The following is a 24,521-nucleotide window of genomic DNA, read 5'->3' as shown; positions in this document are numbered from 1 at the left end:
ATGTTCAAACGAATCAAAGTGATAACCTTACTGATTATCGTGTTACTCGCCCTCGGCGCGATGCAGCTTATTTCGGCGGGCGTTTTTATCAGCGCGCTCAATAACGATAAGCAAAATTTTACCGTATCGCAGCGTTCCAGCCAGAACGTCGCGGAGTTTACCGATGCCTGGATCAGCCTGAACCAGGCGCGCGTCACGCTTAACCGCGGTATGTTGCGCCTGCAAAGCAGCATGGCCAATGAGATCAACGGCGGTCAGCTAAATGAACTGGTGAAGACGGCGAATGCCCTGCTGGCTGATGCGCAGCGTCATTACGATAAATATTACGCGCTGCCAGAAACGCCGGGGCTGGATGAACACCTGGCCGACCGTCTGGAAGAGCAGTACGGCATCTACTCCGCGACGCTGGCGAAAATGAATACCTTCCTTGCCGCAGGACAACTGGAAGAGATGTTCAAACAGAATGCGGAACAAAAACAGACGGCGATGCAGGATGTGTACCTGGAATGGCGTGCCGCGCAGGCCGAACTGACGAACGCGGGTATTCAACAAAATGAACAGGACTACCAGCGCATTCTGTGGATTCTGGCGGTCGTTATGCTGGCGGTTGTCGCGGTGATTGTGATTAGCTGGCTGGCAATGCAGCGTGTCTTACTTAAACCGTTGCATGATGTTATGGAACATATCCGCCATATTGCGGCAGGCGACCTGACGCGCAATATCCATACCGAAGGCAGTAATGAAATGGCGCTGCTGGCGCATAACGTACATGAGATGCAGCAGGCGCTGGCGAACACGGTCAGCGTGGTACGTGAAGGCGCTGACACGATCTATACCGGTGCGGGTGAAATTGCGACAGGCAGTAGCGATCTCTCTTCGCGTACTGAACAGCAGGCCGCATCGCTGGAAGAGACTGCCGCCAGTATGGAACAACTCACCGCAACCGTGAGACAGAACGCCGACAACGCGCGCCAGGCGTCCAGCCTGGCGAAAAATGCCTCTGAGACGGCGCAAAAGGGCGGCAACGTAGTGGACGGCGTTGTGCGCACGATGGATGAAATTGCCACCAGCTCCAGCAAAATCGCGCAGATCACCAGCGTTATCGACGGTATCGCATTCCAGACCAATATCCTGGCGCTGAACGCGGCGGTGGAAGCCGCTCGCGCGGGCGAACAGGGCCGTGGCTTCGCGGTGGTCGCTGGCGAGGTGCGCACGCTGGCGCAGCGTAGCGCGCAGGCGGCGAAAGAGATCAAAACGCTGATTGATGACTCCGGTAATCGGGTCAGCGCGGGTTCCGCGCTGGTGCATGAAGCGGGGGAAACGATGGTGGAAATTGTCAGTGCGGTAACGCGTGTGACCGACATCATGGGGGAGATTGCCTCTGCATCTGATGAACAAAGTCGCGGCATTGACCAGGTTGGCCTGGCGGTGGCGGAGATGGATCGCGTGACGCAGCAGAACGCCGCGCTGGTGGAAGAGTCGGCGACTGCCGCCGTTGCGCTTGAAGAGCAGGCGGCGCGTCTGACCCAGACGGTAGCGGTGTTTAAAGTTTAACCTCTGCTCCGGCCTACAGGATAATATCTTGTAGGCCGGATTAGCGCAGCGCCATCCGGCACATTATGACTGTGAAACCACGACGACGCCGGGTTTCTGCGGCCTGGCTCTGACGGCTATCACCACCCCAACAATCAGCAGCGCAATGCCGCTTACCGTCAGCAGCGGTGGAAATTCCTCGCGCAGTATAAAGGTGTACAACAGGCCAGCCAGCGTTTCGAACACGATCAAGGGCCCCAGAATCACCGTCGGCAGCTTCTGACTGGCGACGTTCCAGCATAGCGCCCCCACCCATGAACAGAGCACGGCAATGGTGACCATCAGGGCGACAAAGACATCCGGCCGGGGGCCAAAGGGGAGAGGAAAGTCGGGCATCTGCTTACCCAACCAGATGCAGGCCGCGGCATAACCCAGCAGCGAAACGGGAAGTGTCACTAGCGCCTGTGCTGTTGCCCACATCATCGGATGTTTATCCGGGTTTTCCCGCAGCCAGCGGGCATTACGCAACGCGTACCATGCCCAGCACACAACGGAAACCAGCGCCAGCGCGATACCTGAACCGTAGCGCCAGCCGCTAAACTCCGGCAGCCCCTGATTCAGCTCCGCAATATTGACGCACAGCAGGCCAACGCCGATGAGCGCCAGCGCAGGCGCCAGACGCCGCCAGGATAACTTACCATCTCGCTGGCTGTAGAGCAGGTTGGCAAACACCGGGATCACCACCGGCAACGTGCCGATGATCATGGTAGAAACAGGGGCTCCCGTGCGCTGGATAGCGCTCGCCAGGCAGGCGTAATAGATCAGATTGCCCATCATCGTCAGCGCGAGTGCGGTTATCCAGTCTTTGCGCGTCAACTGGCGCAGGCGCGCACGCCCCAGCCACGCCAGGGGCACAGCAATTAACCCCAGCGCCAGATAGCGCCCCATCGACTGCAATACCGCCGGATACTCCGGTACGATCAACGGTCCGACAAAAATCAGTCCCCACATTAACCCTGCCAGCAGGGCATACAACACGCCGCTAATCATCGTTGATATCCACATCGTTTCACATTGCGAAAAGTGTAGGCAGGAGAAATGCGCCAGTATTGTATGAGATTGCGCATTAGCGCGGATAAACCTGTTTTTGATAACGCACTGGCGTAATGCCGTAGCGATGGGTAAAGGCGCGCGTGAGATGAGATTGATCGGTTAGCCCGGTGGCGGCCGCCACATCCGCTGCGGGCATCCCGAGTGTGAGAAACGCCTTTGCCCGCCACAGACGGATCGCCATCAGCATTTGGTGCGGCGTAACGTGGAAATGAGCCTTGAACTGACGCTGAAAATGCCAGGGGCTTAATGAGGCGACCCGCGCCAGTTCGTCAAGCGTGACCGGATGCATGTAGTTGTCGTGCAGGTAGTCCCGCACGCGCTCAAAGCGATGCCCGCCTTCCCGCACTTCCGGCGCATGGCGCGCCAGCGGCTGGAAGGTGTCGATCAGATCGAGCAGCAGCCCTTTTTGCGCCAGCGGATCGTCGGTATGCCACAGGCCGTGGATCAGCGTGCAGATCTGGCGTGAGCGCAGCGGATCGTGGCGCGTGACCTCATGAAACCACCAGTGACGAACCCCGGTCACCTCTTCCAGCAGATCGGGATCGAGATAAATCATCCGATAGCGCCAGCCGTCGGCGGTTTCCGCTTCGCCGGTATGCAGCTCATCGGGATTCATGGTGACAACGGAGTGAACGGGGGCAACGTACTGCGTGCCGCGATAGCGAAAGCGTTCGGCGCCGGCTTCAATCGCGCCGATACCGAAGGCTTCGTGGGTGTGAGGCTCGAAAGCGTAACGCGAGATATGCGCATGATACAGCTCAACCCCCGGCACCTGCGCCAGATGGCGAAAGCGGGCGCTGTCTTTCTCATCGCTAAACTGTTCGGGTACGCCTTGCACGTTGTCTCTCCCTGAAAGCCATCTGTTCATTATCAGAGATGGCCAGCAGGGATGCCACAACAATTAACCTGTTTTTAACACTTACAGGATGCTTTTGACGCTTTCCGCCAGCGAGGTTGTCGGGCGACCGAGCAGTGCGCTCAGAGTATGGCTGTCGTCAAACAGGCCGCCTTTTGCGGCGCCCGCGTCAGAATCAGCCAGCATATCCGCCAGACCCGCTGGCAGGCCCACGCCTTTCAGCGCGGCGGCGAAATCGGCTTCATTCAGGTTCTGATAGACGACCTTTTTCCCGCTCTGTTTTGCCAGCTCGGCGGCTAACTGGCTCAGCGTCCAGCCTTCGTCGCCTGCCAGTTCATACACTTTACCGGCATGGCCTTCTTCGCTGATGACGCGAGCGGCTGCGGCAGCGTAATCGGCACGGGTTGCAGAGGCGATTTTGCCTTCTCCGGCCGCGCCGATAAAGACGCCGTGCTCCAGGGCCGCTGGCGCGCTCGCCAGGTAATTTTCGGTGTACCAGCCGTTGCGCAGCAGGGCGTAAGGAATGCCTGAATCCGCCAGCATTTTTTCGGTTTCCACATGTTCAACATGCAGGCCCAGCGGGGAACGGTCCGCGTGCAGCAGGCTGGTATAGGCAATGAATTTCACATTTGCAGCTATTGCCGCGTTAATCACGTTGCGGTGCTGAGCGGCACGTTGCCCGACTTCGCTTGATGAGATCAGCAGCAATCTGTCGATGCCCTGCAACGCTGCCGTGAACGCGGCTTCGTCGCTGTAGTCCGCCTGGCGTACGGTAACGCCCAGTCGGGTTAGCGCGTCAGCTTTCGCGGGGTTACGGACAATCGCCGCAATCTGGCTGGCAGGAACGGTTTTCAGTAAGGTATCGATAACGTGTTGGCCCAGTTGGCCGGTCGCGCCGGTAATTGCAATCATGGGGGATCTCCCTGTGTTCGTCTTGTGTTTCATTAAGCTAGCACTTAAACTTACTTTTAGTAAGTACGTACAAAAAGGTAAGTGTAAAGATGACGAACCCGACGCTTTCTCAGCAGCTTCGCGATGGCAATTTGTTTGCCGAGCAGTGTCCTTCTCGCGAGGTGTTAAAGCATGTCACCAGCCGCTGGGGCGTATTAATTCTCGTGGCACTGCGTGATGGAACGCACCGCTTCAGCGATTTACGCCGCAAGATGGGCGGCGTGAGTGAAAAAATGCTGGCGCAGTCATTACAGGCGCTGGAGCAGGATGGATTTATTCATCGGGTGTCGTACCCGGTGGTGCCGCCGCATGTGGAGTACAGTCTGACGACGCTGGGTGAACAGGTGAGTGAGAAGGTCGCCGCGCTGGCAGACTGGATCGAACTCAATTTGCCGCAGGTGCTGGCACAGCGGAAAGAGCGAGCGGCATAACGGCTTGCCGGATAGCGCTGCGCTTATCCGGCCTACGGCGTGTCGATCGCGTAGGCCGGGTAAGGCGAAGCTGCCACCCGGCGTGGTTTTACTTACTCAAATCCAGCTGATAAATCGCAAAACCGATGTCATCGGTAGCGACTTTATTCATTGGATATTGTCCCTTCTCTTTGATAAACGCGGCAGCCTTATCGGACGGCGAGGTTTCGAAGCGGATATCCAGTTTCGTGTCGCTGTGAACTGGCGCCAGACGCCAGTTGTTGTCCGCCGCCGGGTGGATTTCCCCCGCACGCTTCGACTCCGCGCCAATCCACGCCGCCAGCACGGAGCGGTTCTCATCCGGTGATGCAAAAGCGATGTGGCTGTCGCCCGTACCGGCAAATTTGCCGCCGTAGGCGCGATAGTTATTGGTCGCGACCAGGAACATGGCGTTCGGATCGACAGGCTTGCCGTTGAAGGTCAGATTTTTAATACGTTCCGCTTGCGGATTCACCGTCTGGCATTCGCCGTCGTAGCGTGCAGGCTGCGACACATCAATCTGATACTCCACGCCGTCAATCACATCAAAGTTATAGGTGCGAAAACCGTCCCAGTTGATCAATGACTGCGGTTTACTGCTGTGGACATCAATCTGATTGAACTGCCCGGCGGAACATTCCAGCCACTCTTTTACCTCTTTGCCGCTGGCTTTTACGACGACCAGCGTATTCGGATAGAGGTAAAGATCGGCGGCGTTGCGGAAGGTAAGCTGACCTTTTTCCACTTCAACAAAGCTGGCAGGATCGTTTTTACGTCCACCGACTTTAAACGGCGCAGCGGCAGAGAGTACCGGCAGTTTCGCCAGATCCGGGTCGCCCTGAATAAAGTGTTCGACATACGCTTTCTGCGCGTTGTTCACCACCTGCACGGTAGGATCGTCCTGTACCAGCGCCAGGTAGCTGTACATGTTATCGGCGGACTTACCGATCGGTTTGCTAACGAACTCGCGGGTGGCATCGTGGTCGGCTTTCAGGATACCCACCAGTTTTTTATCTTCTGCGGCCAGCGATTTTTTCGCGGCGGCATCGTAAATGGGCCGCGCTTCGGCTTTCGCATCGGTCACCTGCCATTTGCCGCTGTCGTTGTTGAGCACCAGATCCACCACGCCCAGATGATCGCCCCACATACCCGGCATGACCGCCGGTACTCCGTTAAGCGTACCTTTTGCGATATCCGCGCCGTTGATATCGGCAAAATCTTTGGAAGGGAAGACCGCGTGCGCATGGCCGAACATGATGGCGTCAACGCCGGGGACTTCGCTCAGGTAATACACGGAGTTTTCCGCCATCGTCTGGTACGGATCGGCGGAAAGCCCGGAGTGGGCAATCACCACCACAACGTCGGCGCCGTTGGCGCGCATCTCCGGCACATACTGACGAGCGGTTTCGGTAATGTCGTTGACGGTGACTTTGCCGCTCAGGTTGGCTTTATCCCAGGTCATAATCTGCGGAGGGACAAAACCGATATAGCCAATTTTCAGCGTCTGCGTGTTGCCCTCTTTATCGACCACGTCAGTCTCTTTGATCAGATAAGGCGTAAACAGCGGCTTTTTGGTCTTAACGTCGATGATATTGGCATTCACGTAAGGAAACTTCGCGCCCGCCAACGCCTTATGCAGATAGTCCAGACCGTAGTTAAATTCATGGTTACCGAGGTTGCCGACCGCATAATCCAGCGTATTCAACGCTTTGTAGACAGGGTGAATATCACCAGCTTTCAGCCCCTTTGCCGCCATGTAATCGCCCAGCGGACTCCCCTGAATAAGATCGCCGTTATCGACCAGCACGCTATTTTTGACTTCATTTCTGGCGGCGTTAATTAAACTTGCTGTGCGTACCAGTCCGAATTTTTCGGTCGCTGTATCTTTGTAATAATCGAAATCCATCATGTTGCTATGCAAATCAGTGGTTTCCATAATCCGAAGATCGACGGTCGCCGCATTCACGCTGGCGGCGATCAGCGTGGCCAGGAGCGTTGCGCTAAACTTAATCATCAGGGGCATCCTTTTTTAGATCTGAAACACAAAAGAAAATGTATATAAGTCTTGTTGCTTACAGAACTGTGAATCATGACATGAATTCAGCCATTAAAACCGCAATCGCTATCACAGATGGCGGATTCATTTACGATGGGGTATAAGTAAAACAAAGAGTTAAACGCCACTGCCATAAACGAGGTGGAGAATGCTAGAACATGTATGCCAGCTTGCACGGAATGCGGGCGATGCCATTATGCAGGTCTACGATGGAATCAAACCGATTGAAATCACCAACAAGCAGGATGATTCTCCGGTTACTGCGGCGGATATTGCCGCCCACGCGGTGATACTGGAAGGGTTACAGGCGCTGACGCCGGATATCCCGGTTTTGTCGGAAGAAGATCCGCCCTCCTGGGATGTGCGCCAGCACTGGCAGCGCTACTGGCTGGTTGACCCGTTAGACGGCACCAAAGAGTTCATCAAACGTAACGGCGAGTTTACCGTCAATATTGCGCTGATTGATAAAGGTAAACCGGTTCTGGGCGTGGTCTACGCGCCCGTCATGAAAGTGATGTACAGCGCTGCGGAAGGAAAAGCCTGGAAAGAAGAGTGCGGCGTGCGTAAACAGATTCAGGTGCGCGACGCGCGACCGCCGCTGGTGGTGATTAGCCGCTCCCATGCCGACAACGAGTTGCAAGAGTACCTGCAACAGCTGGGCGAGCATCAGACGACCTCCATCGGCTCATCGCTGAAGTTTTGTCTGGTGGCGGAAGGGCAGGCGCAGCTGTATCCGCGCTTTGGGCCGACCTGCGTCTGGGACACTGCCGCAGGCCATGCCGTTGCCGCTGCGGCCGGGGCGCACGTTCACAACTGGCAGGGGAAACCCCTGGACTATACCCCGCGTGAATCGTTCCTTAACCCCGGCTTCCGGGTCTCTATCTATTAATTATTCAGCAACTTATGCAGCAGGGCGATCACCTGCTGCACCTCTGCCGGGCTTAACCCGCCGTCTTTGGCATACTGAATACGCCCGTCTTTATCGAGCACCACAATGGCGGAGCTCTCTTCTTCAAGCTGCCATGCCTTACGCGCCACGCCATTGCTGTCGACAATAAATTGTGACCACGGATAGAGTTTTTTATTGCTCTCGATGCTGCTGCGCACAAACATGCTGGTGCCCGGAATCGCGTCGTCGGTGTTGACGATAGTGGTCGTCTGGTAGCGGTCATGCGGGAGATTCGCGGATTTAATCGCTTCTATCAGCGCGGCGTTTTTCTCTTTCGCTGATGTTCGCCCGGCGATGTGCTGCAACACCCGAACTTTCCCGGGGAGCTGCGCGCTATTCCAGCTTTTGTAGCTAAACTTGTTGTTATCAAGAATCAGTTCGCCGCGATCGGCGATCCCAATCGGTGATACGCGCTGATGGGTTTCAAAGTTATGCGCGGAGGCCATCATCGGCAGTAACAGGCACGACAGCGCCAGCAGTTTACGTAAGGTCATGGGGTTTCCTTCTTTATTTTTTGCAGGTGATCCGACCACTTGGGTCTGAGGTTTAATCATATGTGCGAATGATGCTTTTTCCCGCAAGCGTGATGCCAGTTTGCGGACGGGCGCACAAATCCTGCGAAAAATGAAGACTTATACTGAAGACAGCGAATCGGTGAATAGATAATTCTGAATAACTGTAATGAAAAGGTAAATAAACTTATACACACTGGAAACATCGTAGAGATAGTCTATAGTCATATGGCATTAAAATTTGCGCCTTAGAACAGCTGGGCCGAATGTGGCACCGCAAAGGCGTAACGCTCAGCAGGAGATAACAATGAAAATTTTCCAACGGTACAACCCGCTACAGGTGGCGAAGTACGTGAAGATCCTGTTCCGTGGACGGTTATATATCAAGGACGTTGGCGCTTTTGAGTTTGATAAGGGCAAGATTCTTATCCCAAAAGTGAAGGATAAGCAGCATTTGTCTGTGATGTCCGAAGTTAACCGTCAGGTTCTGCGTCTGCAAACTGAGATGGCTTAACCAAAGTGCTATGCAGTAGTTTAAAGTAGTATAAAAAAACGGCTCCCATTGGGAGCCGTTGATGTTTCCAGGGCCGGGCATTTATGCCGGGCCTTCTTCTTTCTCTTTGCTATCCGGCAGTTTAGGGACCAGGATGCTGGTTTTAGTGTCGAGGCGCGTTACCAGTAGCTGATCGATACGGTAGTTGTCGATATCCACCACCTCAAATTTATAGCCCGAGAACTTCACCGAGTCGGTGCGTTTCGGGATTTTACGCAGCATAAACATCATAAAGCCGCCGATGGTCTCGTAGTTGCCGGACTGCGGGAACTCATCGATATCCAGCACGCGCATGACGTCGTCAATCGGCGTTCCGCCGTCGATCAGCCAGGAGTTTTCATCGCGCGCCACGATTTGTTCTTCCAGACCCTGGCCGACCAGGTCGCCCATCAGCGTGGTCATCACGTCGTTCAGCGTGATAATCCCGACCACCAGCGCGTATTCGTTCATGATCACCGCGAAGTCTTCCCCCGCCGTCTTAAAGCTTTCCAGCGCTTCAGAGAGGGTCAGGGTGTCCGGCACGATTAATGTGTTGCGGATCTGCACGCCGCTGTTAAGCGCCATACTCTGGTTTGCCAGAACGCGGTTGAGCAGATCTTTAGAATCAACGTAGCCGATGATGTGATCGATATCTTCATTACACACCAGGAATTTTGAGTGCGGATGTTCCGCGACTTTATTTTTCAGGCTTTGCTCATCTTCGTGCAGATCGAACCAGATGATGTTTTCACGCGACGTCATGGAAGATGGCACGGTACGCGATTCCAGCTCAAACACGTTTTCAATCAGCTCGTGTTCCTGCTTACGCAGCACGCCAGCAAGCGCCCCGGCTTCCACGACGGCGTAAATATCGTCCGAGGTGATATCGTCTTTACGCACCATCGGGATTTTAAACAGGCGGAAAATGCTGTTTGCCAGGCCGTTGAAGAACCACACTAAGGGGCGGAAAACGAACAGGCAGAAGCGCATCGGGTTGATGATACGCAAAGCCACGGCTTCTGGCGCAATCATACCGATGCGTTTCGGGGTTAAATCGGCGAACAGGATGAACATACCGGTAACTAACGAGAAGGAGAGCACGAAGCTTAACTGCTCGGAGAGTTCTGGCGACATATAGTTCGAGAACAACGAATGAAAGGCCGGAGAGAATGCGGCATCGCCGACGATACCGCCCAGAATGGCGACAGCGTTAAGGCCAATTTGCACCACGGTAAAAAACGTCCCGGGGTTTTCCTGCATTTTCAGGATGCGTTGTGCATTGATGTTGCCTTCATCAGCCAGCAACTTGAGTTTTATCTTTCGTGAAGCGGCAAGCGAGATCTCGGATATCGAGAAGAACGCACTCACAGCGATCAGGCAGAGTATAATTAAAATACTGTTTAACATATCTTATCCGACCGTTCAGGTCAGATCCTCGGAAGGGGAAGTTGATAAATCCGTGTGATATACACATTGAAAACCGGCCCGAAGGATGTGGGCCGGTAATTTCAGTCGCTAGTATAGCGTAAGGAACTGTAAAGCCGCCAGAGGCGCTGAATTAACCTTGCGGCGGTAAGCACACGCCGATCCCGCCAATGCCGCAATAGCCATACGGATTCTTGTGCAGATACTGCTGGTGATCGTCCTCGGCATAGTAAAACGGGGTGGCGGTGTTGATCTCGGTGGTGATGTGGCGATCGTCGTTTGCCGCAGTCATCGCGCTCTGGAAACGCGCCAGGCTGGCATGTGCGGCGGCGTTCTGCTCTGGCGTTAACGGATAAATCGCCGAGCGGTACTGCGTTCCGTGATCGTTGCCCTGCTGCATACCTTGCGCCGGATCGTGATTTTCCCAGAAGACCTGCAACAATTGTTCATAGCTGATAACCTGCGGATCGTAGACGACGCGTACCGCTTCGGCGTGGCCGGTTTGCCCGGAGCAGACTTCCCGGTAGGTTGGGTTTGGCGTATAGCCGCCGGTGTATCCCGCTGCGGTGCTGTAAACGCCGGGTAATTGCCAGAACAAACGCTCGACGCCCCAGAAGCAACCCATGGCGAAGAGGGCAATTTCCATCCCTTCCGGCACGTTTGTCATTGAGTGTCCGTTTACCGCATGTAAAGTTGCCACTGGCATCGGGGTATTGCGTCCAGGTAGGGCATCTGCTTGTGAAACAAGATGCTTTTTATCAAATAAACTCATGGGCCATTCTCCCGAAATCAGTAATTGGGGTTAAGGTTGTAACGAGACGCGTCTTTGCACACAATAGTTACAGTGAATGCGTCTAGAGTAAACATAAGAAATATTTGGGTTGTCGTCTGTTTTTCAATCCCGGTTGTTGGGTTTTTGTTAAGCCGTGGAGCGGCATTGTGATTTCCTTCCAGGGGTGGGAATAAGGGATATTCAGGAGAAAACGTGCCATATATCCGTCAGTTATGCTGGGTTAGCTTACTGTGCTTAAGCGGTTCTGCCGTAGCCGCAAACGTCCGTTTACAGGTCGAGGGGTTATCGGGCGAGCTGGAAAAAAACGTTCGTGCGCAGTTGTCTACGATTCAAAGTGATGAAGTGACGCCGGACCGGCGTTTTCGCGCGCGCGTTGATGATGCCATCCGCGAAGGGTTAAAAGCGCTGGGCTACTACGAGCCGACCATTGATTTTGAGCTGCGCCCGCCGCCGGAGAAGGGGCGTCAGGTCTTGCTCGCCAAAGTGACGCCAGGCGAACCGGTTCGCATCGGCGGAACAGAAGTGATTTTACGCGGCGGCGCGCGTACCGACAGGGATTATCTGGATTTGCTGAAAACGCGTCCGGCCATCGGAACCGTGCTGAATCATGGCGACTATGACGGCTTCAAAAAGTCATTAACCAGCGTGGCGCTACGTAAAGGCTATTTCGACAGTGAATTTAATAAAAGCCAGTTAGGCGTGTCGCTCGATCGTCACCAGGCGTTCTGGGACATTGATTACAACAGCGGCGAGCGCTATCGCTTTGGCCTGGTCACTTTCGAAGGTTCGCAGATTCGTGACGAGTATCTGCAAAACCTGATCCCGTTCAAAGAGGGAGATTACTACCAGTCGAAAGACCTGGCGGAGCTGAACCGCCGTCTGTCGGCCACCGGCTGGTTTAACTCGGTCGTCGTCGCGCCTGAATTTGATAAAGCGCGCGAAACCAAAGTATTACCGCTGCACGGCGTCATGTCGCCACGTACTGAAAACACCATTGAAACGGGCGTCGGCTACTCTACCGACGTCGGGCCGCGTGTGAAGGCGACGTGGAAAAAACCGTGGATGAACTCCTACGGCCACAGCCTGACCACCAGCGCCAGTATCTCCGCCCCAGAGCAGCAGGTCGATTTCAGCTATAAAATGCCGCTCTTAAAGAACCCGCTGGAACAATACTATCTGGTTCAGGGGGGGATTAAGCGCACCGATCTCAACGACACCGAAGCGGACTCCTCCACGCTTGCCGTTTCCCGCTACTGGGACCTTTCCAGCGGCTGGCAGCGCGCCATCAATCTGCGCTGGAGTCTCGACCACTTTACGCAGGGTAACGTCACCAACACCACCATGCTGCTCTATCCGGGCGTGATGATCAGCCGTACCCGATCGCGCGGCGGCCTGATGCCGACGTGGGGGGATTCCCAGCGTTATTCCATCGATTACTCGAACACCGCCTGGGGTTCGGACGTGGATTTCTCGGTATTTCAGGCGCAAAACGTCTGGATTCGCTCGCTGTACGATCGCCATCGCTTCGTGATGCGCGGCAACCTGGGCTGGATTGAGACCGGCGATTTCGACAAAGTGCCGCCGGATTTGCGTTTCTTCGCCGGTGGCGATCGCAGTATTCGCGGTTATAAATACAAATCTATCTCGCCGGAAGACAGCGATGGCAACCTGAAAGGGGCGTCGAAGCTGGTGACGGGCTCGCTGGAATACCAGTACAACGTGACCGGAAAATGGTGGGGGGCGATGTTCGTCGACAGCGGCGAAGCCGTCAGCGATATCCGTAAGAGCGACTTTAAAACCGGCGCCGGGGTTGGCGTGCGTTGGCAGTCTCCGGTCGGGCCGATCAAGCTCGATTTTGCCGTGCCGGTTGGTGACAAAGACGAACACGGTTTACAGTTTTACATCGGTCTGGGGCCTGAATTATGAGTTTATGGAAGAAAATAAGCCTCGGCGTACTGATTTTTATTCTGCTGCTGCTGGGAAGCGTGGCGTTCCTGGTGGGCACCACGACGGGGCTGCATCTGGTCTTTAACGCGGCGAACCGCTGGGTGCCGGGGCTGGAGATCGGTCAGGTAACTGGCGGCTGGCGTGACCTGTCGCTGAAAAATATTCGTTACGATCAGCCCGGCGTGGCGGTGAATGCCGGTGAAATCCACCTGGCGGTGAAACTCGGCTGCCTGTGGGACAGCAGCCTGTGTGTTAACGATCTGTCGTTGAAGGACATCAACGTCGCCATCGACAGCAAAAAAATGCCGCCTTCCGAACCGGTGGAGGAAGAAGAGGACAGCGGGCCGCTGAATCTTTCCACGCCGTATCCCATCACGCTTTCACGCGTGGCGCTCAGCAATATCAATCTCAAAATTGATGATACGACCGTCTCGGTGATGGATTTCACCTCCGGCCTTAACTGGCAGGAGAAAACCCTGACTCTGAAGCCCACTTCGCTACAGGGGCTGCTAATCGCGTTGCCAAAAGTGGCGGAAGTGGCGCAGGAAGAGGTGGTTGAACCGAAGATTGACCATCCCCAGCCGGATGAGAAGCCGTTTGGCGAGACGCTGAAAGATCTGTTCTCAAAGCCCGTGTTGCCGGAGATGGCCGATGTGCATCTGCCGCTCAACCTTAATATTGAGGAGTTTAAGGGCGAACAGCTGCGCGTGACGGGCGATACTGACCTGACGGTGCGCAACATGCTGCTGAAAGTCAGCAGCATCGACGGCAATATGAAACTGGATGCGCTGGATATCGACGCCAACCAGGGCACCGTCAATGCGACCGGAACGGCGCAGTTGACCAACTCGTGGCCGGTGGATATCACCCTCAACAGCACGCTGAATATCGATCCACTGAAAGGCGAAAAGGTGAAGCTGAAGGTAGGCGGCGCGCTGCGTGAACAACTGGAGATCGGCGTTAACCTCTCCGGGCCGGTGGATATGGATCTGCGCGCCCAGACGCGCCTCGCCGAGGCCGGGTTGCCGCTGAACGTTGAAGTGGCAAGCCGCCAGGTTTACTGGCCGTTTACCGGCGACAAGCAGTTCCAGGCCGACGATATCAAACTCAAACTTACCGGCAAGATGACCGACTACACGTTGTCGATGCGCACGGCGGTGAAGGGGCAGGACATTCCGCCCGCCACCATTACCCTGGATGCAAAAGGCAACGAACAGCAGATCAATCTCGATAAGCTCACCGTGGCGGCGCTGGAAGGGAAAGCCGAGCTGAAAGCGCTGGTCGACTGGCAGCAGGCGATCAGCTGGCGCGGCGAACTGACGCTGGACGGCATCAACACGGCGAAAGAGATCCCGGACTGGCCTTCTACGCTTAATGGCCTGATCAAAACCCGGGGAAGCCTCTATGGCGGCAGCTGGCAGATGGATGTGCCTGAGCTGAAACTGACCGGTAACGTGAAGCAGAACAAGGTCAATGTTAACGGCTCTCTGAAGGGTAACAGCTACATGCAGTGGGTCATTCCGGGTCTGCATCTGGAGCTGGGACGCAATAGCGCCGATGTGAAAGGCGAGCTGGGCATTAAGGATCTCAATCTCGACGCCACAATTGATGCGCCGAATCTGGATAACGCGCTGCCGGGGCTGGGCGGTACCGCCAAAGGGCTGGTGAAGGTTCGTGGTACGGTCGATGCGCCGCAGCTGCTGGCGGATATCAACGCGCGCGGATTACGCTGGCAGGAGCTGTCGGTGGCGCAGGTGCGTGTGGAGGGGGACATCAAATCCACCGACCAGATCGCCGGGAATCTTGACGTTCGCGTTGAGCGGATTACGCAGCCGGACGTCAATATCAACCTCGTCACCCTGAATGCCAAAGGCAGCGAAAAGCAGCATGAACTGCAACTGCGGATTCAGGGCGAGCCGGTCTCCGGGCAGCTTGCGCTTGCGGGCAGTTTTGACCGTAAAGAAGCGCGCTGGAAAGGCACGCTCAGCAATACGCGCTTCCAGACGCCGGTGGGGCCGTGGTCGCTGACGCGCGCCATTGCGCTGGATTACCGTAACCAGGAACAGAAAATCAGCATCGGGCCGCACTGCTGGACGAACCCGAATGCGGAGCTGTGCGTACCGCAAACAATCGATGCCGGGGCAGAAGGACGGGCGGTGGTGAATCTCAACCGTTTCGATCTGGCGATGCTGAAGCCGTTTATGCCGGATGCCACGCAGGCCAGCGGCGTCTTTAGCGGAAAAGCGGATGTCGCGTGGGACACCACCAAAGAGGGGCTGCCGCAAGGGCAGGTCACGCTGTCGGGTCGTAACGTGAAGGTAACGCAACGGGTCAATGACGCGCCGTTACCGGTGGCTTTTGACACGCTGAACCTGAATGCCGATCTGCACAATAACCGGGCGCAATTAGGCTGGATGATCCGTCTGACCAATAACGGCCAGTTCGACGGGCAGGTACAGATAACCGACCCGCAAGGGCGGCGTAATATTGGCGGTAACGTCAATATCCGCAACTTCAACCTGGCGATGGTCAACCCTGTCTTCTCGCGCGGCGAAAAAGCGGCGGGCATGTTGAACGCAAACCTGCGTCTGGGGGGCGACGTGCAAAGCCCACAGATGTTTGGTCAGCTACAGCTGAGCGGCCTGGATGTGGATGGCAACTTTATGCCGTTTGATATGCAGCCAAGCCAACTGGCGATGAATTTCAACGGTACGCGCTCAACTCTGCAAGGCGTGGTGCGCACACAGCAGGGGCAAATTAATCTGAGCGGCGACGCCGACTGGAGCCAGATAGATAACTGGCGCGCCCGCGTGGCGGCGAAAGGCAGCCGCGTGCGTATCACCGTGCCGCCGATGGTGCGGCTGGATGTTTCCCCGGATGTGGTCTTTGAGGCGACGCCGAGCCTGTTCACGCTGGATGGACGCGTGGATGTGCCGTGGGCGCGTATCGTGGTGCATGAACTGCCGGAAAGCGCGGTAGGCGTCTCCAGTGATGAAGTCATGCTCAATAACGATCTACAGCCTGAAAATCCGCAGAGCGCGTCGATTCCGATCAACAGCAACCTGATTGTCCACGTAGGGAACAACGTCCGCATGGATGCCTTTGGCCTGAAAGCGCGTCTGACCGGCGACCTGAAAGTTGCGCAGGACAAACAGGGACTGGGGCTTAACGGGCAGATCAATATTCCTGACGGGCGCTTCCATGCGTATGGTCAGGATCTGATCGTGCGTAAGGGGGAACTGTTGTTCTCTGGCCCGCCGGATCAGCCGCTGCTCAACATCGAGGCGATTCGTAATCCTGAATCGACGGAGAACGACGTCATTGCCGGGGTGCGCGTGACTGGCACCGCAGATGAGCCGAAAGCGGAAATCTTCTCCGACCCGGCGATGTCCCAGCAGGAGGCGCTGTCTTACCTGCTGCGCGGCCAGGGGCTGGAGAGCGATCAGAGCGACAGTGCGGCGATGACCTCAATGCTTGTTGGTCTGGGGGTTGCACAAAGTGGTCAGGTTGTGGGTAAAATCGGGGAGACATTTGGCGTAAGCAATCTGGCGCTGGACACGCAAGGGGTGGGCGACTCATCCCAGGTTGTGGTCAGCGGATATGTGCTGCCAGGTCTGCAAGTGAAATATGGTGTGGGTATATTTGACTCTTTGGCGACGCTCACGTTACGTTATCGCCTGATGCCTAAGCTATATCTGGAAGCAGTGTCTGGCGTAGATCAGGCACTTGATTTGCTCTATCAGTTCGAGTTTTAGCAATGCGAATATTTGTTTACGGCAGTTTACGACGCAAACAGGGCAACAGCCACTGGATGACCAACGCCCAGTTGCTGGGCGATTACAGTATCGATAACTACCAGTTGTATAGCCTGGGCCACTATCCAGGCGCAGTTCCGGGAAACGGATCGGTACACGGTGAAGTTTATCGTATTGATAACGCCACGCTGGCCGAACTTGATGCCTTGCGCACCAGGGGCGGCGAATATGTACGCCAGTTAATCCAGACACCGTACGGAAGCGCATGGATGTATGTGTACCAACGTCCGGTCGAAGGGTTAACGCTGATTGAAAGCGGTAACTGGTTAGACAGAGACCAGTGCTGATAAAAAACACGCCACCTTCGGGTGGCGTTGTTTTATGTGGTGCCAACTGTCGTCCTGGATTATCAGGACGTACTCATCTTTTTGTTCATCACGCAAAATGCTTATTAAATGAAACACTAATTAGTGTGAATTATTATTCTTCTTAAAATATTATTTTGTATTATTATAGCGTAATATGATCCCGCTAGCGGAAATAATTTTATTTCAGTCGCATTCTTGTTCTACCAAATAATTATCCAGGTAAGGATAGTAATGGATGAGTGATATTGTTTATCTTAAACTCATTGGTGAGCAACAAGGTGATATTTCTGATGGATGTGGCACAACTGATTCAGTCGGTAATCGTTGGCAACGAAATCATGTGAATGAAATATTTGTATTTTCTTTGAGTTCGGGGGTAACGAATACAGGTAAAGGTGCGAATCTACAGAACTTAACATTCAGCAAGCAAATAGATAAAAGTTCACCGCTGTTAGCTAATGCGATTAATAACAATGAAAACCTGTTTCTGGCGTTTTGGTTTTACCGCATAAATAGATATGGTCAATGGGAGAAGTATTATTATATTCAGCTCAGAGGCGCTTCAATATCAAGGATTCAGCTTCGCATTATAAAAGACGAGATAGATACAGAAACAATATTTGTTGATTATGATTATATTCTCAGTAAACATCTGATAAGCAATACCGAGTGTAGTTATCTTGCCCTACCAGCGGAATACAATAAGCTGTTTGTTCCAACGCCGAAAGCCCAGACTCATACCCATACCCTTAACAGCGCTGGCGTAGGGCGACTGCTGGCGGCCGGGGGGATTTATAATGGTAATGTCGGGGGATTCAGGGACACCGCTGAGAAACTGGGTGGCGATGCTGTTGAGGGTTACGATCAGATTCTTAACGAGAAAACAGTCGGTGTTGCCATAACGGCAGCCTCAATTGCCGCAGTGTATGGGTTGGGGAGGGTGGGGTTAGAATCAGAGGTTCGAGCACTTGAGGAATCGAGGCGAATTGAAACCAGGACCGCTGTAAGATTTAATGATTTTAAATTTTCTACAAAGCAGTTACAGAAAAAATTTAAACATGCTATAGACTTTGGCATTTCTGGTACAACTAATAAGCAAAATCTGGTGTCGTTTGAAAATGCGGTGAGGAAACATATGGATATGGTTGATACTATTAAAATAAAGGGGAAGTATCGATGGGATTCTGATGTCTGTCACTATTTTAATCCATCAACTAATCTTAATGTAATGACAGATTTTGATGGAAATTTTATCTCAGGTTGGAAGCTGTCTGAAAGACAACGGCATGATTTACTGGCGTTAGAGAATGTGTTCTAAGGGGGATGTTATGAATTTACTCAGGTTAATAGATAAATTCCTTTCTGGAGACTTATCAGCATTAGCATTTGAGATTGAATATATGGATGCCTGGAGAAGCTACAGGGACTCCAGTGATATCATCAAAGTTGATGAAAAAACGCAATTGTATATCGATCGTGTATTTACAGCTTTAGATACTTATTGCGCTGATCCTGAGTTAAGGGATGATGGCGATCTGGATGAGAATGAACTATTGAGTGAAGTCATTCGTTTGAACAAGCAGTGGCGAGACGTCGATTGACTTATTTTTCTGGTTACAAGTTTAGACATGCAGAAACATTTTCTGGTGCAGAAAATAAAGATATTACATTTTACTGAAAGAAAAACTCGACGTTCCTGCAAACAAGGTTTGTCGATAATCTCTCTTAGGCAGTTTTACCCGGCATAAAAAAGCCCTCACAAATATGAGGGCTTTTGAAAAATTACGTTGAGCTCAAGCGAAAACGAACTTATTTCTTCGCTGCGCGCTCGAAGGAAGCAACGATTTCAGCTTTAGCCGCTTCAGCGTTGTCCCAGCCGTCAACTTTCACCCATTTGCCTTTTTCGAGGTCTTTGTAGTGCTCGAAGAAGTGCGTGATCTGCGCTTTCAGCAGTTCCGGCAGGTCGTTCACGTCGTTGATGTGATCGTATTCTTTGCTCAGTTTGGTGTGCGGTACGGCAACCAGCTTCGCATCTTCACCGGATTCGTCGGTCATTTTCAGAACGCCAACCGGACGGCAACGGATCACAGCACCCGGTTGCAGCGGATACGGCGTCGGAACCAGAACGTCTACCGGATCGCCATCCAGAGACAGGGTGTTGTTGATGTAGCCGTAGTTGCACGGATAGAACATCGCGGTGGACATGAAGCGGTCAACGAACAGTGCGCCGCTCTCTTTGTCAACTTCGTATTTGATCGGATCTGCGTTAGCCGGGATCTCAATAACAACGTAGATATCTTCCGGCAGATCTTTACCCGCAGGGACGTTGAGTAAGCTCATGTCTGTTTCCTTTAAATATATATGGCAAACAAGTGGCGAGTATTATAGCCAACTCGCGCTGAAAGTCTCCGCTTGTTTTCGTCTTCTTTCCCCTCCGGCTGCGATTTTCAGACGGTTTACGTGACAGGAAAATCCATAACAACAGCTGCTTTTTTCATAGGCGAATGAAAGCGATTACAAAGTTGTGATTAACCTTTTATTTACTTTTTTGAAGTGTGATGTAACGCAATCCGTTACATCACCTATTGTCTATAGTTTTCCTCGCGAATGCTTTTCACCCAACAATAACCTGGGCTACGAGGACATCATTATGTGGAAGCGCTTACTTTTAGTCACAGCAGTTTCGGCAGCCATGTCGTCTATGGCAATGGCCGCCCCCTTAACCGTAGGATTTTCGCAGGTCGGCTCTGAGTCCGGCTGGCGCGCCGCCGAAACCAACGTGGCGAAGAGCGAGGCCGAAAAACGCGGCATCACGCTGAAAATTGCCGACGGTCAGCAAAAACAGGAAAACCAGATTAAAGCCGTACGCTCATTTGTCGCTCAGGGCGTGGACGCCATCTTTATTGCGCCAGTGGTCGCGACAGGCTGGGAACCGGTCTTAAAAGAAGCCAAAGATGCGGAAATTCCGGTCTTTCTGCTCGACCGCTCCATTGATGTTAAAGACAAATCGCTCTATATGACCACCGTCACCGCCGACAACGTGCTGGAAGGCAGATTGATCGGCGATTGGCTGGTAAAAGAGGTAGATGGCAAGCCGTGTAACGTTGTTGAGCTGCAAGGCACCGTTGGGGCCAGCGTGGCGATCGACCGTAAGAAAGGGTTTGCCGAAGCCATCGCCAAAGCGCCAAACATCAAAATCATCCGCTCTCAGTCTGGCGACTTTACCCGTAGTAAAGGGAAAGAGGTGATGGAGAGCTTTATCAAAGCGGAAAACAACGGCAAAAACATCTGCATGGTTTACGCCCATAACGACGACATGGTGATCGGCGCGATCCAGGCGATTAAAGAAGCGGGCCTGAAGCCAGGCAAAGATATTCTGACGGGCTCTATCGACGGCGTGCCGGATATCTATAAAGCGATGATTGATGGCGAAGCCAACGCCAGCGTTGAACTGACGCCGAACATGGCCGGGCCCGCTTTCGATGCGCTGGAGAAATACAAAAAAGACGGCACGATGCCTGAGAAGCTGACCATCACCAAATCGACGCTGTACCTGCCTGACACCGCAAAAGAAGAGTTAGAGAAGAAGAAAAACATGGGCTACTGATTTTGCTGTCGGTCTTCTGTAGGCCGGATAAGGCGTTACGCCGCCATCCGGCATTTATTGCCTGATGGCGCTGCGCTTATCGGGCCTACGGAAAGGCCGCGCTTTCGAACCGGAGGAATGCCATGACCATCGACCAAAATCAGGAAATCCTCCGTACCGAGGGACTCAGTAAATTCTTTCCCGGCGTTAAGGCGCTGGATAACGTCGATTTTAGCCTGCGCCGGGGCGAAATCATGGCGCTGCTCGGGGAAAACGGGGCGGGAAAATCAACGCTGATTAAAGCATTAACCGGCGTATACCATGCCGATCGCGGCACTATCTGGCTGGAAGGCCAGGTGATTTCACCGAAGAATACCGCGCATGCCCAGCAACTGGGGATCGGAACCGTCTACCAGGAGGTTAACCTTCTGCCCAATATGTCGGTGGCGGATAACCTGTTTATCGGTCGTGAGCCCCGGCGTTTTGGCCTGCTGCGGCGCAAAGAAATGGAGAAACGCGCTACAGAATTGATGGCCTCTTACGGCTTTTCGCTGGATGTGCGTGAGCCGCTCAACCGCTTTTCCGTTGCAATGCAGCAGATTGTCGCTATCTGCCGGGCCATCGATCTCTCCGCGAAAGTCCTGATCCTCGACGAACCCACCGCCAGCCTCGACACCCAGGAAGTTGAGATGCTGTTTGGCCTGATGCGCCATCTGCGCGATCGCGGCGTCAGCCTGATCTTTGTTACGCACTTTCTCGATCAGGTTTATCAGGTGAGCGATCGGATCACCGTGTTACGCAACGGCAGCTTTGTCGGCTGCCGCGAAACCCGTGAGCTTCCACAGATCGAACTGGTGAAAATGATGCTGGGGCGCGAACTGGAGACCCATGCGCTACAGCGGGCGGGGCGCACCTTGCTGAGCGATAAACCGGTGGCTGCCTTTAAAGATTACGGCAGGAAAGGCACCATCTCGCCGTTCAGCCTGGAAGTCCGCCCCGGCGAGATCGTCGGTCTGGCAGGGCTGTTGGGATCGGGGCGTACCGAAACCGCAGAGGTGATCTTTGGCATTAAACCGGCCGACAGCGGCAGTGCGACGATCAAAGGTAAGCCGCAAATCCTGCGATCGCCGCATCAGGCTTCATGCCTTGGGATCGGCTTTTGCCCGGAAGACAGGAAAACGGACGGCATTATTGCCGCCGCATCGGTACGGGAAAATATCATTCTGGCGCTACAGGCGCAGCGAGGCTGGCTGCGGCCGATTTCCCGCAGAGAACAGCAGGAGATTGCCGAGCGTTTTATCCGCCAGTTGGGCATTCGTACCCCCAGTGCGGAACAGCCGATTGAATTTCTCTCCGGCGGCAATCAGCAAAAAGTGTTGCTGTCGCGCTGGTTGCTGACCAAACCGCAGTTCCTGATCCTGGATGAACCGACACGCGGCATCGACGTTGGGGCGCATGCGGAGATCATCCGCCTGATTGAAACGCTGTGTGCGGACGGGCTGGCGCTGCTGGTCATCTCCTCTGAACTGGAGGAACTGGTGGGCTATGCCGATCGGGTGATCATCATGCGCGATCGTAAACAGGTGGCGGAGATCCCGCTGGCGGAACTGTCCGTTCCGGCGATCATGAACGCCATTGCGGCGTAAGGAGAATAGTGTGATGCCTCAGTCTCTCCCGCAAACCACACCGCCGAAGCGACGTTTTCGCTGGCCGACAGGTATGCCGCAGATCGTGGCGTTGCTGCTGGTGCTGTTGGTGGACAGCCTGGTGGCGCCGCATTTCTGGCAGGTGATTTTGCAGGATGGTCGCCTGTTCGGCAGCCCGATTGACATTCTTAACCGCGCGGCTCCCGTTGCGCTGCTGGCGATTGGGATGACGCTGGTGATCGCCACTGGCGGTATCGATCTCTCCGTCGGGGCGGTAATGGCGATTGCCGGGGCGACCACTGCCGCCATGACGGTGGCCGGGCACAGCTTACCGGTGGTGCTGCTCGCGGCGCTGGGAACAGGCGTACTGGCGGGCTTGTGGAATGGTATTCTGGTGGCGATCCTTAAAATTCAGCCGTTTGTCGCCACGCTCATTCTGATGGTGGCCGGACGTGGCGTGGCGCAACTCATCACCTCCGGGCAGATCGTCACCTTTAACTCACCCAACTTATCGTGGTTCGGCAGCGGTTCGCTGCTGCTGTTTCCGACGCCTGTGATTATCGCGCTGCTTACCCTGGTGGTGTTCTGGCTGCTGACCCGTAAAACGGCGCTGGGGATGTTCATTGAAGCGGTGGGAATCAACATTCGGGCGGCGAAAAATGCCGGGGTGAACACCCGCATTATCGTCATGCTCACCTATGTTCTGAGCGGCCTGTGCGCGGCGATTGCGGGCATCATCATCACGGCGGATATTCGCGGTGCGGACGCCAACAACGCCGGACTCTGGCTGGAACTGGACGCCATTCTGGCCGTGGTTATTGGCGGCGGCTCGCTGATGGGCGGGCGCTTTAACCTGCTGCTGTCGGTCGTGGGCGCATTGATTATCCAGGGGATGAATACCGGCATCCTGCTGTCAGGCTTTCCGCCGGAGATGAACCAGGTCGTCAAAGCCATCGTGGTGTTATGCGTGCTGATTGTGCAGTCGCAGCGCTTTATCAGTCTGATAAAAGGAGTGCGTGGTCGTGATAAAACGTAACTTACCGTTGATGATCACCCTCGGGGTTTTTGTGCTGGGCTACCTCTATTGCCTGACGCAGTTCCCCGGTTTCGCCTCAACCCGGGTTATCTGCAACATCCTGACCGATAACGCTTTCCTCGGGATTATCGCGGTCGGCATGACCTTCGTGATCCTCTCCGGCGGCATCGATCTGTCCGTGGGATCGGTGATCGCGTTTACCGGCGTTTTTCTGGCGAAGGCCATTGGCTACTGGGGAATCTCGCCGCTGCTGGCCTTCCCGCTGGTACTGGCGATGGGCTGTGCGTTCGGGGCATTTATGGGGCTGCTGATTGATGCGTTGAAGATTCCGGCGTTTATCATTACGCTGGCGGGGATGTTTTTTCTGCGTGGCGTCAGCTACCTGGTGTCTGAGGAGTCGATTCCGATTAACCACCCGATTTACGATACGCTCTCCAGCCTGGCATGGAAAATCCCCGGCGGCGGGCGTCTGAGCGCAATGGGGCTGCTGATGCTGGCGGTGGTGGTGATCGGCATTTTCCTCGCGCACCGTACGCGGTTTGGTAATCAGGTTTACGCCATTGGCGGAAATGCGGCGTCGGCGAACCTGATGGGGATTTCGACGCGCAGCACCACCATCCGTATTTATATGCTCTCCACCGGGCTTGCGACGCTGGCGGGTATTGTTTTCTCCATTTATACCCAGGCCGGTTATGCGCTGGCGGGCGTTGGCGTTGAGCTGGATGCCATCGCATCGGTGGTGATTGGCGGTACGTTGCTGAGCGGAGGCGTGGGGACGGTGTTAGGTACGCTGTTCGGCGTGGCGATCCAGGGGCTGATCCAGACCTATATTAACTTCGATGGCACGCTGAGTTCCTGGTGGACGAAGATCGCTATCGGGATTTTGTTGTTTATTTTTATTGCATTGCAGCGTGGTCTGACGGTGCTGTGGGAGAATCGCCAGAGTTCTCCGGTTACGCGTGTCAACACAGCCGCAACACCGAAGTAACATATTGAATTTCCTGAAACGTATAA

General features: G+C 54.4%; 21 protein-coding genes. 13 read left to right on the top strand and 8 right to left on the bottom strand.

Annotated features, from left to right (window positions below):
• On the top strand, positions 1-1,554 hold the full coding sequence (locus OGV50_RS05245) for a methyl-accepting chemotaxis protein (RefSeq protein ID WP_286488372.1): 1,554 nt from the start codon (positions 1-3) through the stop codon (positions 1,552-1,554).
• A 63-nt stretch (positions 1,555-1,617) separates the two neighbouring features.
• Here OGV50_RS05245 and OGV50_RS05240 read toward each other — a convergent pair whose 3' ends face one another.
• The 3 genes from OGV50_RS05240 to OGV50_RS05230 all read right to left on the bottom strand — a co-directional run bounded on the left by OGV50_RS05240 (position 1,618) and on the right by OGV50_RS05230 (position 4,414).
• On the bottom strand, positions 1,618-2,583 hold the full coding sequence (locus tag OGV50_RS05240; RefSeq protein ID WP_286488373.1) for a DMT family transporter: 966 nt from the start codon (positions 2,581-2,583) through the stop codon (positions 1,618-1,620).
• A gap of 76 nt (positions 2,584-2,659) precedes the next feature.
• Entirely contained in the window at positions 2,660-3,484 is an 825-nt protein-coding gene (locus OGV50_RS05235) for an AraC family transcriptional regulator (RefSeq protein ID WP_047459432.1), read from the bottom strand.
• Between the two features lie 81 nt (positions 3,485-3,565).
• Entirely contained in the window at positions 3,566-4,414 is an 849-nt protein-coding gene (locus tag OGV50_RS05230; RefSeq protein WP_286488371.1) for an SDR family oxidoreductase, read from the bottom strand.
• Between the two features lie 89 nt (positions 4,415-4,503).
• Here OGV50_RS05230 and OGV50_RS05225 point away from each other — a divergent pair, with 89 nt between their 5' ends.
• A complete protein-coding gene (locus OGV50_RS05225) occupies positions 4,504-4,884 on the top strand; it encodes a winged helix-turn-helix transcriptional regulator (protein ID WP_012134394.1) in 381 nt (126 codons plus the stop codon).
• An 88-nt stretch (positions 4,885-4,972) separates the two neighbouring features.
• On the opposite strand, the gene OGV50_RS05220 is transcribed toward OGV50_RS05225, so the two are convergent.
• A complete protein-coding gene (locus OGV50_RS05220; protein ID WP_115609717.1) occupies positions 4,973-6,916 on the bottom strand; it encodes a bifunctional 2',3'-cyclic-nucleotide 2'-phosphodiesterase/3'-nucleotidase in 1,944 nt (647 codons plus the stop codon).
• Positions 6,917-7,106: 190 nt separating this feature from the next.
• Between OGV50_RS05220 and cysQ the strand changes: the two genes are divergently transcribed.
• On the top strand, positions 7,107-7,847 hold the full coding sequence (cysQ, locus tag OGV50_RS05215) for a 3'(2'),5'-bisphosphate nucleotidase CysQ (RefSeq protein ID WP_049010955.1): 741 nt from the start codon (positions 7,107-7,109) through the stop codon (positions 7,845-7,847).
• Here cysQ and OGV50_RS05210 read toward each other — a convergent pair.
• Complete coding sequence (locus OGV50_RS05210) at positions 7,844-8,401, bottom strand: YtfJ family protein (protein WP_024130783.1); 558 nt, start codon at positions 8,399-8,401, stop codon at positions 7,844-7,846. The two genes, cysQ and OGV50_RS05210, sit on opposite strands and share 4 nt — an antisense overlap.
• A 325-nt stretch (positions 8,402-8,726) precedes the next feature.
• On the opposite strand from OGV50_RS05210, the gene OGV50_RS05205 reads away from it, so the two are divergent.
• A complete protein-coding gene (locus OGV50_RS05205) occupies positions 8,727-8,933 on the top strand; it encodes a DUF1107 domain-containing protein (protein ID WP_004857160.1) in 207 nt (68 codons plus the stop codon).
• A gap of 81 nt (positions 8,934-9,014) precedes the next feature.
• On the opposite strand, the gene paeA is transcribed toward OGV50_RS05205, so the two are convergent.
• Positions 9,015-10,358 carry a polyamine export protein PaeA gene (gene paeA / locus OGV50_RS05200; protein ID WP_012134390.1) on the bottom strand — a complete coding sequence of 448 codons (1,344 nt, stop codon included), beginning with the start codon at positions 10,356-10,358 and terminating at the stop codon, positions 9,015-9,017.
• Between the two features lie 151 nt (positions 10,359-10,509).
• Entirely contained in the window at positions 10,510-11,148 is a 639-nt protein-coding gene (gene msrA / locus OGV50_RS05195; protein WP_024130782.1) for a peptide-methionine (S)-S-oxide reductase MsrA, read from the bottom strand.
• A gap of 213 nt (positions 11,149-11,361) precedes the next feature.
• On the opposite strand from msrA, the gene tamA reads away from it, so the two are divergent.
• The 5 genes from tamA to OGV50_RS05170 all read left to right on the top strand — a co-directional run bounded on the left by tamA (position 11,362) and on the right by OGV50_RS05170 (position 18,840).
• Complete coding sequence (tamA, locus tag OGV50_RS05190) at positions 11,362-13,095, top strand: autotransporter assembly complex protein TamA (protein WP_200031279.1); 1,734 nt, start codon at positions 11,362-11,364, stop codon at positions 13,093-13,095.
• The gene (tamB, locus tag OGV50_RS05185; protein ID WP_286488370.1) at positions 13,092-16,871 is read left to right on the top strand and encodes an autotransporter assembly complex protein TamB; all 3,780 of its coding nucleotides are present in this window, start codon (positions 13,092-13,094) and stop codon (positions 16,869-16,871) included. The genes tamA and tamB overlap by 4 nt, the downstream gene beginning before the upstream one ends.
• 2 nt (positions 16,872-16,873) lie before the next feature.
• Positions 16,874-17,218: a gamma-glutamylcyclotransferase family protein gene (locus OGV50_RS05180; protein WP_286488369.1), complete on the top strand. Its 345-nt coding sequence runs from the start codon at positions 16,874-16,876 to the stop codon at positions 17,216-17,218.
• Between the two features lie 256 nt (positions 17,219-17,474).
• Entirely contained in the window at positions 17,475-18,557 is a 1,083-nt protein-coding gene (gene tssD / locus OGV50_RS05175; protein ID WP_200091246.1) for a type VI secretion system tube protein TssD, read from the top strand.
• Positions 18,558-18,567: 10 nt separating this feature from the next.
• Positions 18,568-18,840 carry a colicin immunity domain-containing protein gene (locus OGV50_RS05170; protein WP_181899698.1) on the top strand — a complete coding sequence of 91 codons (273 nt, stop codon included), beginning with the start codon at positions 18,568-18,570 and terminating at the stop codon, positions 18,838-18,840.
• 208 nt (positions 18,841-19,048) lie between these two features.
• On the opposite strand, the gene ppa is transcribed toward OGV50_RS05170, so the two are convergent.
• Positions 19,049-19,579, bottom strand: coding sequence for an inorganic diphosphatase (ppa, locus tag OGV50_RS05165; protein WP_012134382.1), 531 nt, complete (start codon positions 19,577-19,579; stop codon positions 19,049-19,051).
• A gap of 310 nt (positions 19,580-19,889) precedes the next feature.
• Between ppa and ytfQ the strand changes: the two genes are divergently transcribed.
• From ytfQ to yjfF, 4 genes are all read left to right on the top strand, one after another.
• The gene (gene ytfQ, locus OGV50_RS05160; RefSeq protein WP_012134381.1) at positions 19,890-20,846 is read left to right on the top strand and encodes a galactofuranose ABC transporter substrate-binding protein YtfQ; all 957 of its coding nucleotides are present in this window, start codon (positions 19,890-19,892) and stop codon (positions 20,844-20,846) included.
• Positions 20,847-20,968: 122 nt separating this feature from the next.
• A complete protein-coding gene (gene ytfR, locus OGV50_RS05155; protein ID WP_200091248.1) occupies positions 20,969-22,471 on the top strand; it encodes a galactofuranose ABC transporter, ATP-binding protein YtfR in 1,503 nt (500 codons plus the stop codon).
• A 13-nt stretch (positions 22,472-22,484) separates the two neighbouring features.
• A complete protein-coding gene (gene ytfT / locus OGV50_RS05150; protein WP_024130780.1) occupies positions 22,485-23,507 on the top strand; it encodes a galactofuranose ABC transporter, ATP-binding protein YtfT in 1,023 nt (340 codons plus the stop codon).
• Complete coding sequence (yjfF, locus tag OGV50_RS05145) at positions 23,494-24,495, top strand: galactofuranose ABC transporter, permease protein YjfF (protein ID WP_024130779.1); 1,002 nt, start codon at positions 23,494-23,496, stop codon at positions 24,493-24,495. The genes ytfT and yjfF overlap by 14 nt, the downstream gene beginning before the upstream one ends.
• Positions 24,496-24,521 lie beyond the last annotated feature (26 nt).

It is taken from the genome of Citrobacter sp. CK180 (assembly GCF_030333655.1).
Taxonomy (GTDB): domain Bacteria; phylum Pseudomonadota; class Gammaproteobacteria; order Enterobacterales; family Enterobacteriaceae; genus Citrobacter_B; species Citrobacter_B koseri.
Note: the sequence above shows the minus strand (reverse complement) of the source record. Positions and strands in the feature narration are given on the sequence as shown.

Bases quoted from the DNA above. Each gene is read 5' to 3' on its own strand.
- OGV50_RS05245 (WP_286488372.1), top strand. From the start codon at position 1: ATGTTCAAACGAATCAAAGTGATAACCTTACTGATTATCGTGTTACTC.
- OGV50_RS05240 (WP_286488373.1), bottom strand. From the start codon at position 2,583: ATGATTAGCGGCGTGTTGTATGCCCTGCTGGCAGGGTTAATGTGGGGA.
- OGV50_RS05230 (WP_286488371.1), bottom strand. From the start codon at position 4,414: ATGATTGCAATTACCGGCGCGACCGGCCAACTGGGCCAACACGTTATC.
- OGV50_RS05225 (WP_012134394.1), top strand. From the start codon at position 4,504: ATGACGAACCCGACGCTTTCTCAGCAGCTTCGCGATGGCAATTTGTTT.
- OGV50_RS05220 (WP_115609717.1), bottom strand. From the start codon at position 6,916: ATGATTAAGTTTAGCGCAACGCTCCTGGCCACGCTGATCGCCGCCAGC.
- cysQ (WP_049010955.1), top strand. From the start codon at position 7,107: ATGCTAGAACATGTATGCCAGCTTGCACGGAATGCGGGCGATGCCATT.
- OGV50_RS05210 (WP_024130783.1), bottom strand. From the start codon at position 8,401: ATGACCTTACGTAAACTGCTGGCGCTGTCGTGCCTGTTACTGCCGATG.
- OGV50_RS05205 (WP_004857160.1), top strand. From the start codon at position 8,727: ATGAAAATTTTCCAACGGTACAACCCGCTACAGGTGGCGAAGTACGTG.
- paeA (WP_012134390.1), bottom strand. From the start codon at position 10,358: ATGTTAAACAGTATTTTAATTATACTCTGCCTGATCGCTGTGAGTGCG.
- msrA (WP_024130782.1), bottom strand. From the start codon at position 11,148: ATGAGTTTATTTGATAAAAAGCATCTTGTTTCACAAGCAGATGCCCTA.
- tamB (WP_286488370.1), top strand. From the start codon at position 13,092: ATGAGTTTATGGAAGAAAATAAGCCTCGGCGTACTGATTTTTATTCTG.
- OGV50_RS05180 (WP_286488369.1), top strand. From the start codon at position 16,874: ATGCGAATATTTGTTTACGGCAGTTTACGACGCAAACAGGGCAACAGC.
- tssD (WP_200091246.1), top strand. From the start codon at position 17,475: ATGAGTGATATTGTTTATCTTAAACTCATTGGTGAGCAACAAGGTGAT.
- OGV50_RS05170 (WP_181899698.1), top strand. From the start codon at position 18,568: ATGAATTTACTCAGGTTAATAGATAAATTCCTTTCTGGAGACTTATCA.
- ppa (WP_012134382.1), bottom strand. From the start codon at position 19,579: ATGAGCTTACTCAACGTCCCTGCGGGTAAAGATCTGCCGGAAGATATC.
- ytfQ (WP_012134381.1), top strand. From the start codon at position 19,890: ATGTGGAAGCGCTTACTTTTAGTCACAGCAGTTTCGGCAGCCATGTCG.
- ytfR (WP_200091248.1), top strand. From the start codon at position 20,969: ATGACCATCGACCAAAATCAGGAAATCCTCCGTACCGAGGGACTCAGT.
- ytfT (WP_024130780.1), top strand. From the start codon at position 22,485: ATGCCTCAGTCTCTCCCGCAAACCACACCGCCGAAGCGACGTTTTCGC.